Genomic DNA, 12,216 nt, shown 5'->3' with positions numbered 1-12,216 from the left:
ACTTACATTTAGTTTGCAGGGCAAAAAATACCCAATACAGCCTCTCGCGAAGCGCCGGTAACAGCAGGTACGTTGCCTGGAATATTATTGTTGTGTGCAAAAGCTAGCCACGCGAATGCAGCCCCTTCAACGTGTTGGGGGTGAATATTGATACTGTGGCTGTCGCTCACTTGATAACTTGGCAATAAGTTGGCTATGCGTTGCATCAGCACAGGGTTAAAGGCACCGCCCCCACAAACGATGACTTGTGCACCTATAGGCATTTTTTGCTTGTTAATCTCATCGGCAATGCTTGTTGCTGTTAGCGCTAGTAGCGTCGCTTGCACATCTTGAGGGGGAAGTGTGCAGGCTTGTGAATTGGCGAGCGTATCAAGATAAGACGTTAACCATGCTATATTGAAATATTCTCTGCCAGTGCTCTTCGGCGCGGTTTGATGAAAATAGCTATCGGAAAGTAACGTTGTTAATAAGTCATCACTTACTACACCGGTATTAGCCCATAGCCCCTTGTCATCATAGGGCTTATTCAAATGCAGCTTAACCCACGCATCCATTAGGGTATTGCCTGGGCCAGTATCATAGCCAAGAGGAGCAATAGTATTTTGTTTTGCTGCTAAAACTGAAATGTTCGCAATACCGCCAATGTTAACCAACACTCTTGGCTGGGTATCGTGCGCGAAGATAGCATTATGGTAGGCTGGAACTAAGGGCGCACCTTGGCCGCCTAGGGCAATATCTTTGCGCCTAAAGTCAGCAACAACATCAATATTTGTGAGTACGGCAAGTGTATTTGGGTCGCCAATCTGACACGTAAAACCTTTTTGCTCAACGTCGTTGTGAAGCTCAACTCCCTGCGGGAAGTGCCTAATGGTTTGTCCATGAGAGCCAACTGCGGTGATATCGCTTGATGAAAGCTGAGTTTCTAATAGCAACACGCTTACGGCATGTGCAAAGCTTTCTGCCACCAACCTATCGGCTGTTGCCATAGCATTGAGCTCGTTAGGAGTAGGTGTGCAAAGTGAATGAAGTAAAGAAAGTAGATTAGCTGGATAAGAAATAGATACCGCATGTAAGGTTTGGCACTTATTGGCAGTGATATCGCAAAGGACGGCGTCAACGCCGTCCATGCTAGTTCCTGACATAAGGCCAATATACTTTGCCATAAGAAGGCTATTTCATTGCAAGCATTATGCGTTTGTTGTTATTAAGCTGCTGTTGACGTACATGGGCAATGTCCATGAATGCTTCACGCTCTTCAGCGGCAATAGGTAATGCTTTTGGCAGCGAAACAGTACGAGGGTTACGGTGTACGCCGTCTACCAAGAATTCATAGTGAACATGCGGGCCAGACGCCAAGCCTGTGCTACCTAAATAACCAATAGTTTGACCCTGTTTTACCGTGTCGCCTACTTTCACTGCACGTTTTTTAAAGTGCAGATACTTAGTGGTATATTTTTCACCGTGTTGCACAAATACATGGTGACCATTGTACTTGTCGTACGCTGACTTAATGACTTTACCATCGCCCGCCGCCATAACTGGCGTACCAACGGCAGCAACATAATCGGTACCACGGTGTGCTTTCCAGCGTTTTTGCACAGGGTGAAAACGTGCTTTGGAGAAGTTAGAGCTCACGTACCTAAAGTTAATAGGTGCACGTAAGAAGCTCTTACGCATGCTTCTGCCCTCAGGCGTGTAGTAAGTGCCGTCTTCATGCAAGATAGCGCTAAAGTCTTCACCTTGGTTGGTAAACTCTGCGGCGACTATGTCGCCATAGCCCACAAACTCACCATCGATGTATTGTTCTTCAAACACCACGTTAAAGGTATCGCCTGAACGAATTTCTGTCGCAAAATCGATATCCCAGCCAAAAATACCCGCAAGGTTCATAATTTGATTGCTGGTTAATCCGGCCGTTGCCCCAGCATTCCAAAAGCTTGAATGAATTTCACCTTGTGCAAAATTATAGCGAATATCAACGTCACGCTTTTCAAGATCGGCTGTTAAGCTATTATCTTCACTGGTGGGGGCGGGGCGAATGAATAAAGTTTCGGTAGAAGAAAGCTTATATTTAAGCTCACCAAACGTACCGTCGTTATTAATTTTGAACGAAAGCTCATCACCAGGTAACAAGGTAACCAGTGTTTTAGCAAGGTCACCAGCTTGAGTAACATTGTAAACGTCACGAGAGGTAAAACCCGCACGCTTAAATAGCTTTGCTAGGGTATCGCCGCTGCGAACTTTATAGGTTTGCCAGTTCGACTCTTCTTCGATTGAAAAGACGTCGGTTGACGGCATAATGTTCAAATCGAGAGGGTAACGAATACCGGTATCAAGTACCAAAGCATCTTGATGACGACTCGCTTCTACCGTGTCTGACGGCAAAAGAATAAGCCCACCTAAGAACATACTAGCAATAGCTAATCCTGTTCGGTGTTGCTTTGGCAATTGTTTAAATATGTTTAGCGCCTTTAGGGCGTCTAGTTTGATTCTCATAATACTACCTACTTGAGAATTTTATGTGCAATGTACTTGTCACATAAGTTGCTCAAAAATGCAACTTTTCTCATTGTTTTTTAGCGCAAAAGTTAATTATTGAACGCAATGGCAGTCCAACTCCTGCTTATTGAGTTGGACTGAGCAGGTCGAGAGCGATAACTCGCTTTTGCGCCCGCGGGGAAGAAGCTTCCACAAACACGCTGTAAACCCATCCATGGGCGCTCCGCCATCGCATCCATGCGATGGAGGGTTTGTTACAGCTTCTTCCCCACAGACACATGCGAGTTATCGCTCTTCACTAAAGTAATAGCAAGGCAATAAACACACCTCAACCATTGCGTTCAATAACGAACGTGACGACAAGTCATCCGCTTTTTGACGCAGAAACCTTTTAATGGTTCCAATGTCCGCGTAAAATGCCGCTCAAAATAGATTCTACAACATCAAGAGTGTGAAATAACCGATGAAAGACTGGCAAACAGCGCTAGCTGAAATTAAACGGGGAACGGATGAAATTCTCCCCGAAGAGGATTTAATTGAGAAATTAAAATCCGGCAAAACCCTAACCATTAAAGCGGGTTTTGATCCTACTGCGCCTGATCTTCATCTTGGTCACACTGTTTTGATCAATAAACTGCGTACCTTTCAGCAGTTAGGCCATACCGTTGTTTTTCTTATTGGGGATTTTACTGGCCTGATTGGCGATCCTACAGGGAAAAATGTGACACGCAAGCCCTTAAATAAAGAACAGGTATTAGAAAACGCGCAAACGTATCAAGAACAAGTGTTCAAAATTCTTGATCCTGAACTGACTCAAATTCGCTTCAACTCAGAGTGGATGGATCAGTTAGGCGCTGCTGGCATGATTAAACTCGCTGCCAGCCAAACTGTTGCACGTATGCTAGAGCGTGATGATTTTAAAAAGCGTTACAACAATGGCCAACCTATCGCGATACACGAATTTTTGTATCCACTTGTGCAAGGTTGGGATTCAGTAGCGCTTAAATCTGATGTTGAGTTAGGCGGTACCGATCAACGCTTTAATTTGCTAATGGGCCGCGAGCTTCAAAAAGAGCAAGGTATCAAGCCACAGTCTATTGTGATGGTGCCATTACTTGAAGGCCTAGATGGCGTTCAAAAAATGTCTAAGTCATTAAATAACTATATTGGTATTACTGATGCGCCAAACGATATGTTTGGTAAAGTAATGTCGATTTCAGATGACTTGATGTGGCGTTATTATGACCTGGTAAGCTTTCGTCCGCTTGAAGAGATAGCTGAACTTAAGCAGCGCGTTGAAAACGGTGAAAACCCACGTGATATTAAGATATTGCTAGCGAAAGAAATTATCGCTCGTTTCCACGACGATGCGGCAGCGGAAGGCGCACATCAAGATTTCATTCAGCGTTTCCAGAAAAATGCTATTCCTGATGAAATGCCAGAGTTCGAAATTGCACTTGGCGAAGAAGGTATTGCTATTGGTAACTTATTAAAAGAAACCAAGCTAGTAGGTTCAACGTCTGACGCAATGCGTATGATTAAGCAAGGTGCTGTGAAAATTAACGGCGATAAAGTAGAAGATACTCGTCTTGTACTGACCGAAGCTGGCGAAAACGTTTATCAAGTGGGTAAACGTAAATTTGCGAGAATTACGTTAGCCTAGTTTGGTATTAGCGCTTAGGCCTTAGTATTTAGGTGTTAACGCAAATACCAAAAAGCCCCGATTTATCGGGGCTTTTTAATTTCAGTAGATTTTTAGGAAAACCGGAGTAACATTTCTGCGCCTTCACATTCGCAGGTTTCAGGGCACACAGGGCAGTCGTAACCTTCGTGGATTGACTCATAGCGCCATTTGTTTGGGTGCTTTTTAATAAGTTCACCCCCGTTTTTGCTAAAGTATTTAAACGCACTATTACCTGGGCTTGAAAGCCAAATATGAGCAAGGCCTGCTTCAGCGCCTTGCGCTTTGGCCGCGCTTACCGACTTTGCCAATAAGGTACTTCCAATGCCCACTCCTTGCATAGCAGGCGATACCGTATTGCATTTGAAATAGCATACTTTTTCCGGTGCCACCGGCCAAAGTTCTGGGCTGCACCATTTATCACATTGCCACTGCGAATGAGCGTAGGTAATTCGAAAACCAACAATGTCGTTACCACAATAGCTTACCAAGCTAGCATTGATATTGTTGTGCCAGCTTTTATCGTACATGGCCTTTAATGTGTCAGGCATCAGGTAATTTTCACCCTGAACCTCATTACCTAAGCGTATAACATCATCAAAATGTTCGGGCGCTAAAGGTAGGTATTTAACGCTATTTAAGTTTGCTGCTGTCATGTTGCTCTTTCATACCATCAAGGTGAAAATCTAATGCTTCTACAGAAATGAGTATTTCTTTTACCGACATCCAAAGTGAATACAGAAGGGAGACTAGGCTTAATGCGAATATCCAATTACCCACTTGCTGATAAGTAAGGTAAATCGCAAGCATAGAGACGACACACAAAAAGAAACTGCCAACCCCGGCAATTTGCATCCGCTTAATAAGCTGAATACGCAGTCTCAAGTTCTTGATTTGGGCTAGGGTATTGTCGTCACGCTCTTCTTTTGAAAAGTTACGAATAAGCGTAGCAAGGGTTAAAAAACGGTTGGTATAGGCCAGCAACAGCAATGAGATTGCTGGAAAGAGCATGGCGGGTGTTGCGAGATCTATTTTCATGAATTGTCTGTCACCTTAGTGAATGCGTGTCAGTGTATCAAAAGTGTAGGGATGTTGTCGTCTGATAGTGAATAGTAGTGTAGGTGAGTGTTTAGTTGGTGTTAGAAACGAAATGCAGTTGAAAAGGCTTTAATTACAGAAGTTTTTTACAGAAAACTACATTCTGTCAATTGGCATTTGAGAAGCATTCCAGCCCAGCATGTCGCCTTCTAAATGCATGACTTCAGAAAAATCTAAGTCTTTTAAAAACTTCATAGCAAGTTTAGCCTGAGTGCCAGATTGGCAATAAATAATAATAGGCTTGTCTTTATGGCCCTCTAGCTCGGTAAGATAGTCGTTAATGTTTTCTTGAGGCATATTGATAGCACCAGGAATGTGTCCATCGGCAAAGTCGCTTGGAGAACGCACGTCTATAAGCATCCAGTCATTGTTTTTCACCCGCTCAATGAGGTACGGGGAAGCCGCAACCGATCCTTGAGAGGTTGCTTTCGCTGTGCATTGCAACGAAACAAATAACGTGATTGCAACAACGCAGAGAAACGTGACTAAAACGATTCGCATGAAAAACCTTTAGATAAAACGAAGCAATATTATACCTTGTGGCAGAGCTAGTTAATACCCTTACACAGTGTTTTTAGTTCATTAATTAACCGCAGTGAGAACCTGCTGGTAATGTCTGGATTGACGACAATCAAGGGGGCTGACATAAAGCGGCGGTGGGGATGCCAAAATTGCTCAAGATCGGACGCTGGCTGTTTGCTTGCGGCTACCAATGCAAAAGGCTGTCTAGATAACACTTCTTGTACCGACACTTGCGGGTAATCGACGGGGCTATCACCAAATAAGGTTTGCGCACCACATACGTTAAGCAGCTTATTCGGCCACGCATTGTCACCTATGGTCATTAGTGGCGATGTCCAAGAGTAGTAGAACACCTTGTGCTTTGATGGCGTGGCGTACTCGTTTCTCAGTGCCGCCAGATGGCGTAAAAACGCATTGGTGAGCGCATTGGCTTTTTCTTCTGTGTTAGTTACTTTACCTAAACGCTTCAACTCACTGGCAATGTCTTCAACTTCGGTGATTTTGGCTCGAAACACTTTATAACCTAAGCTTTCTAAGCGGTGTAAATCTTGCGGCTTATTACCCCCTTCCCACGCTAATATAAGGGTAGGTTGTAGCGCCATTATTTGTGTTAAATCTGCACCTTGATAGTCGGCTACTTTAGGTAATAGCTGTGCTTCTTTAGGAAAGTTACTGTAGTCGCTAACGCCAATTAAGTGCGCTTCTAAACCAAGGCTATAAACCCACTCGGTTAAATGAGGTGCAAGCGTAATAATACGCGGAGCTGACTCATTAGCTGAAGCACAATGAGGGGCTAGTACGAGTAGTAATGTAGTAGTTATTAACGCAACTTGCGTGCGCAGCTTGTGAAATACGCTTTTCACGTTAGAAGACCTCGCTTAGGGTTTGTGTTTGTACTGCGACTAATAACAAAAAGACACTCGCGATGGCGGTAACTACAGCCATGGCACCGACTATAGTGCGTTTGCTGCGTATCATATCTGAATACTTTACTTGCTCGGCACCACCCACGCGAGGGTAGCGGTACTTCCGACCATGATAAAATGCAGGGCCGCCTAATTGAATGTTTTGTATTCCACCAAATAGCGCGAGCAACAGGGAGGTTTTATCTCGTGCTTTACTTCGTTTTACCGCTCGAATACCTTTTACAGGATGAGTGAAAAGTAGCACTGCGACACACCCGAGTAGTGCAGGGGGAACTACTAACAAAGAAACAAGCTTTCTCACCGGTTTTGCAAAATGCACCATTTTAGGATTTCGATAGTGCCATTGCCATGAGGTGAGCAATAACAGACGGTAGGTGAGCGCTCCAATCGGGCCAGCCAACATAAAGTAAAAAATAACGCCGCAATATAGATATAAAAACTTAAGCCATAGCGATTCAATAGCCGCTTTCGCAATACCTACATCGGTTAATTGGGTGCATTCACGGGCGACTATGGTGTCTACCGTTTCTCTGGTAAGGACTTTTTTATTTTTACCTACCGTTTTTAAAATCTTACTGAATTGATGGCGCTGATAGGCAAAATCGAGCAAGGCGACCATGATCACGGCTTCGAAAAAAGCAGGGTATTGGGCCATGTATATGAGTATGGCAAGGCAAACGATTAAGGGCGCCAATAAAACAATGGCCGCCAATGAACCGGAGATATAATGTTGAGAACGGGAGTAGCTTAGAGAGGGAAGAACTTTAAACCCCATCTGCCTAACCAGATAACGCATAAGGGTAAGCGGGTGGCTGCTAAGCGGCCACCGCCAAACGGCATCTAAAACAACTGCCAACCATAATACCAGCACCGACTGATATGCTGATTGGGTCAGCAATGCTTCCATTAACTGTTACGCCAACGCTTTAATCATAGCCATAACAAGTTGCGCTGAATGTTTTGCAGCAGTATCTAAATATTCTTTAAAACTGACCGTTGATGTCTTGCCTGCGATATCCGACAGCGAACGTATGACAAGAAACGGAACATCAAGCATGTGACAGGTTTGGGCTATCGCAGCACCTTCCATTTCAACCGCTTTCATATCAGGGAAACTTTCACGTAACGCTTCTACAGCTTCATCGGTACCGATAAACGAATCGCCAGTACAAATAAGGCCACTGGTAGATTGGATGTTTTCTAACTCGCCCGTCGCCGTTTTGGCAGCTTCAATTAGCGTATTGTCACAACGGTAGTCTTCAGGCATGCCAGCACATTGGCCAAGCTTGTAACCGAAATGGGTTAAATCCACGTCGTGATGGATAACGTGTGTGGCAATCACCAAGTCACCAATGTTTAAGCTTTTATCAAAGCCGCCAGCTGAACCTGTGTTTACTACAGCATCTGGCGCGTATTGTTCAATAAGTACCGTAGTGGCAAGTGCCGCTGCAACTTTTCCTATGCCGCATTTTACCAACACAACCTCAACATTATTAAGGGTGCCTTCATAAAAGGTTAAGTGTTTCCATGTGGTTTCTTTTAGGTTTGAAAGTGAAGCTTTAAGTAACGCAACTTCTTCGTCCATTGCGCCTAGAATGCCAATTTTTTTCATGCCAGTCTCTTTCATGTCAGTCTCTTTCACGTCATTAACGATTTAGTCAAATATGGGGGAAAGCAAAAATTGCTATAGATATGGTAATGAATTGTATAAGGAAATGAGGAAAACTGACAGGAAAAAGCCTTTGTCACCTGCTATTACAGCAATAATGGAGCGCAACAAAGGCTAGGGGGAAATAGTAATATTTTACGCAGCTGCCGCGCGGCTAGACCTTACTGGGCGAGTAGGGCGCTTAGTCGGTTCAGGGTTGTGCGTAGGAAGCTGTGACATTTTTTGTTGAATTCTTCTATAAGGAATAAGCTTGTTTTCAAGGCATTCACGAATGTCGTCGACGGTATAACCCGACTTAACCTTAATGCGCGCATGAGGAACACCCGCCGCATCTAATGCGCCAGATACAAACCAATCGCGCTGGGTTTTGTAACCTTCCTTCCCTTGGTTATGCACAAGGTCGATAGCTAATATTGGGCTCATGTCCTGTTTATCGACCAGAATAAAATCGAGTTGGCGCGAAGAGGCTCTAGAAATAGCTTGGCTGGCCGTTTTCTTGTTGGCCGATTGCCTTACTGACACTATGTCGCTCAAGCGCACACGGCAAATGATACGAAACTCTCGCCCCATTGCTTGTTCAATAAGGTTTAAAAATGAGTGCTCTACAGGAGTGAAAAGCTGTGGCTTTCGGCGAAAAGGAAACGCTACGCCACCATCTGATAATTTTATGGCGCCTAATGCCACCACAATAAGTAACATCATTAAAATAATTGCCAGTTCCATCATATTCCTCGCATATCAACGTGTAATGCGCGTCATAAAAATGACGCTTTTTTTGACACCACTGTGGTTCTTTACTGAAATTGCAAAGGCAGTGCCACATTGAACGAGGAGAGGAGCTAGGCGGAAATAAAACTTAGGGGAGGTTACGGCTTACTAATGATAAGTACATCAACTTGCGTGCCCATATTATCCGGTGACACCACAATACGAACCGAGTCATCTATTGCTGCAAGCATGGTGCGGTGGTTAACCGGCGATTTTTTTACAAATTGCGGATAGGCATTTTGATAGTAGGCAATAACATCTTTAGGTGTGTGCTTAGTAAAATAAACTAAGCTAGCAGGCAAGCTATCGTCGAATTGCTGACACTGACGGGCATTGGTCATCAGCGAGACGTCAAAAAAGGAAGCAGGGCAAGTCTGAACAACAGGTGCATCTAATGAACTGTTGGTGGTCACAGTATCGGCTAAAGCTTGGCTGGCCATTGCTAGCCCGCCAAGTAAAACTATATTGATGCTTTTACGTAAACCGCTTGTCATTATTCTTGTTAACCCGTAATCACTCTTTGTATCGATAATAGTGGGCTAACTATATAAGAGCAATAGACAAATAGTTGCACAAGGTATGTTCATTACATGATGGGTATATTGCGGCCACTTTTATCTTTTGCGCTATGTATTCAACCTATTATTTGTACTTCTTTATATAACGCATTCCAATATCATCATCATGCCCCCTAGTATCTACTTGAAAGTATGGCCCATTAGCCTTGGGATAAAAGATAGTAATAATGATCTCGATTATTTTTAATATTTATTTAACATTTTTTTCAAATTAAACTACTCTACATTTGCCACCGGTGGCATTTGGTGGTTGGTTTACTTATTTAAAATAGCTTGTGAACTTTTGCTTTAGTTTAGCTTTAATATCTTTTTTGAAGTAATTGAAGGTAATGTTTTCTTAGTTTTTGGTAAAAGTTTATTTTTATTTTTTTAATAAAATTCAGGGATTAAAGATGAATGTTATAACTAATTTGAAGAAAGGTAGAGCCTCGATTGCTGTATTGCTTGTGTGCTCAATGTCAGGTGCTTATGGCTCGGGCTTTCATACCCAAAACGGGGGTGCGACCGGTGGCGCAGGAGGTGATGTGGTACGCGTAACAACGGGCAAACAGATACATGAGGCACTCTGTAATCGGAACACCAGTGAAACACCGATTATCATCGAAGTAGAAGGCACTATAAATCACGGTAATACTGAAAAAGTGTCGGGAAGTAGTTGCAATACCGCAGAGGATAAAATTGAATTAAAAGACATTAGTAACGTAACCCTTATAGGGGTAGGTCAAGGTGCCTTGTTTGATGAACTTGGAATACACATACGGAATTCTACCAACATTATTATACGAAATGTTCACGTTCGAAATGTGAAAAAATCGGGTTCACCAACATCTAACGGTGGCGATGCCATCGGTATTGAAACCGATGTGCGAAACGTGTGGGTAGATCACGTAACATTAGAAGCAAGTGGCGGCGAAAGCGAGGGTTACGACGGGTTATTTGATGTAAAGGACAATTCAAAATATATCACGCTTTCGTACAGTCATTTGCTCAACTCTGGTCGTGGGGGATTAGTAGGTTCAAGCGAATCCCAAGTCAATAATGGGCCATTAACCTATCACCATAATATTTTTGAGAATTTAAACTCGCGAGTACCTCTAGTGCGAGGGGCCACTGCGCATATTTACAACAATCATTACGACGGTATTGAATCGTCGGGTATCAATTCAAGAGCAGGGGCTGAGGTTAAAGTTGAGAATAACTATTTTGAAGATGCTAAAGATGTGTTGGGAACGTTTTATACCACGACTGATGGCGATTGGCAGGTAGCCGGGAACATTTTTGGAAGCGGCGTAACATGGAGTTCATCTGACGATGACTATCAGCCAGCCGGTCCGAACGTGGTTTCTACCACTAGTGTTGGCATCCCGTATTCTTATACTCTCGATAATGCCTCATGCGTCCGCAACATCTTGCAACAAACAGCTGGCGCGAATAAAAATTTGCAAGTATCTGACGGTAGTTGTGGAACTACTGGCGGTGGTGACAACGGCGGTGGTGACAACGGCGGTGGTGACAACGGCGGCGGTGATAACGGCGGCGGTGATAACGGCGGCGGTGATAACGGCGATACGCCTTCCGGCGTTAACCTCTCTCTCTCGGCCGATGCTGATGGTAGTTCAAAAGCAAGTGGTACCAGTTATGGCAACGTTAAAGATGGGGATACCAGCACCTATTGGTCACCTAACGGTTCAACCGGTCGCGTTAGTATCAAAGGGTTGGACACAACCATTAACGCAGTTCGAATTGTAGAAAGAAGTGGTGCTGAAGGGCGCGTTACGTCTTGGAGATTGGTTAATAACGACACTGGTTCAATCATTACATCAGGTAACACTATTCCTGATCCCATAACGTTTTCAGATGTAAGCTTAGGCAAACTTAACTTTGTCATTGATTCATCATCATCGACGCCTCAAATAGCTGAATTCGAAATTTATTTTGGGCTAGATAGTAATGGAGGGGGCAGTAGTGATGGAGGTTCAAATGTTGTCAATGGCACGGTGAACGGAATCTATAGAATTACCCCTGTACATAGCGGACGAAGTTTTGATGTAGCCAACTGCGGAACTACAAATGGTTCAAATATTCGCCAATGGGAATGGTTAGACAATGATTGTCAAAAATTTACCATTTCGCAAGTGGATGGAATTTGGCACCGTATCTCACCATTAAACGCATTGCAGCAGAGTTTAGAGATATCAAATAACTCGACATCTGCAGGGGAGAACGTTCAATTGTGGCAATATAGTGGAGGCAATAATCAACTGTTCCGCTTTCAATCTGCCGGTTCGGGTAAGTGGCGAATTGTAGCAAGAAACAGCGAGCTATGCCTTGATATAGCTGGGCAGGGCGGGGGTAATGGTGCCAATATAATTCAGTGGACTTGTATTGCTCAAGCAGACAATCAAATGTTTGAATTGACTAGACAGTAAATAAATACGCGCCCAACTTGTGGTGTGGGCGCTTTTATATGCCACC

General features: G+C 43.8%; 12 protein-coding genes. 2 read left to right on the top strand and 10 right to left on the bottom strand.

The genetic code is table 11. The annotated features are described in order from the left end of the window. Positions 1-8: 8 nt before the first annotated feature. Together AV939_RS15915 and AV939_RS15910 are read right to left on the bottom strand one after the other, a co-directional pair. Entirely contained in the window at positions 9-1,163 is a 1,155-nt protein-coding gene (locus tag AV939_RS15915; RefSeq protein ID WP_057789741.1) for an anhydro-N-acetylmuramic acid kinase, read from the bottom strand. Between the two features lie 7 nt (positions 1,164-1,170). After that, positions 1,171-2,496 (bottom strand): OapA family protein, encoded by a 1,326-nt coding sequence (locus AV939_RS15910; RefSeq protein WP_061997891.1) that lies wholly within the window; start codon positions 2,494-2,496, stop codon positions 1,171-1,173. A gap of 466 nt (positions 2,497-2,962) precedes the next feature. On the opposite strand from AV939_RS15910, the gene tyrS reads away from it, so the two are divergent. Then, positions 2,963-4,162: a tyrosine--tRNA ligase gene (gene tyrS, locus AV939_RS15905; RefSeq protein WP_057789744.1), complete on the top strand. Its 1,200-nt coding sequence runs from the start codon at positions 2,963-2,965 to the stop codon at positions 4,160-4,162. 92 nt (positions 4,163-4,254) lie between these two features. Here tyrS and AV939_RS15900 read toward each other — a convergent pair whose 3' ends face one another. The 8 genes from AV939_RS15900 to AV939_RS15865 form a co-directional block, all read right to left on the bottom strand. Then, positions 4,255-4,836 (bottom strand): GNAT family N-acetyltransferase, encoded by a 582-nt coding sequence (locus AV939_RS15900; protein ID WP_057789746.1) that lies wholly within the window; start codon positions 4,834-4,836, stop codon positions 4,255-4,257. Next, positions 4,814-5,218 (bottom strand): DUF2721 domain-containing protein, encoded by a 405-nt coding sequence (locus AV939_RS15895; protein ID WP_013782824.1) that lies wholly within the window; start codon positions 5,216-5,218, stop codon positions 4,814-4,816. The genes AV939_RS15900 and AV939_RS15895 overlap by 23 nt, the downstream gene beginning before the upstream one ends. Positions 5,219-5,374: 156 nt before the next feature. Then, positions 5,375-5,779, bottom strand: a complete 405-nt coding sequence (locus tag AV939_RS15890; protein ID WP_057789748.1) for a rhodanese-like domain-containing protein — start codon at positions 5,777-5,779, stop codon at positions 5,375-5,377. Positions 5,780-5,826: 47 nt separating this feature from the next. Further along, complete coding sequence (locus tag AV939_RS15885) at positions 5,827-6,663, bottom strand: cobalamin-binding protein (protein ID WP_231751133.1); 837 nt, start codon at positions 6,661-6,663, stop codon at positions 5,827-5,829. A 1-nt stretch (position 6,664) separates the two neighbouring features. Next, complete coding sequence (locus tag AV939_RS15880; protein ID WP_057789750.1) at positions 6,665-7,633, bottom strand: cobalamin biosynthesis protein CobD/CbiB; 969 nt, start codon at positions 7,631-7,633, stop codon at positions 6,665-6,667. A gap of 6 nt (positions 7,634-7,639) precedes the next feature. After that, positions 7,640-8,338 carry a 5'-methylthioadenosine/adenosylhomocysteine nucleosidase gene (locus AV939_RS15875; RefSeq protein ID WP_057795931.1) on the bottom strand — a complete coding sequence of 233 codons (699 nt, stop codon included), beginning with the start codon at positions 8,336-8,338 and terminating at the stop codon, positions 7,640-7,642. Between the two features lie 192 nt (positions 8,339-8,530). Continuing rightward, positions 8,531-9,118, bottom strand: coding sequence for a DUF2726 domain-containing protein (locus AV939_RS15870; protein WP_013782829.1), 588 nt, complete (start codon positions 9,116-9,118; stop codon positions 8,531-8,533). Positions 9,119-9,261: 143 nt separating this feature from the next. Continuing rightward, positions 9,262-9,657, bottom strand: a complete 396-nt coding sequence (locus AV939_RS15865; RefSeq protein WP_057789752.1) for a hypothetical protein — start codon at positions 9,655-9,657, stop codon at positions 9,262-9,264. A gap of 476 nt (positions 9,658-10,133) precedes the next feature. Between AV939_RS15865 and AV939_RS15860 the strand changes: the two genes are divergently transcribed. Next, positions 10,134-12,170: a pectate lyase family protein gene (locus tag AV939_RS15860; protein ID WP_063456795.1), complete on the top strand. Its 2,037-nt coding sequence runs from the start codon at positions 10,134-10,136 to the stop codon at positions 12,168-12,170. The last annotated feature ends 46 nt before the right edge of the window (positions 12,171-12,216 follow it).

Source organism: Alteromonas sp. Mac1, assembly GCF_001562125.1.
Classification (GTDB): domain Bacteria; phylum Pseudomonadota; class Gammaproteobacteria; order Enterobacterales; family Alteromonadaceae; genus Alteromonas; species Alteromonas stellipolaris.
The sequence above is the reverse complement of the archived record's forward strand: the minus strand, read 5'-3'. Positions and strand labels throughout refer to the sequence as shown.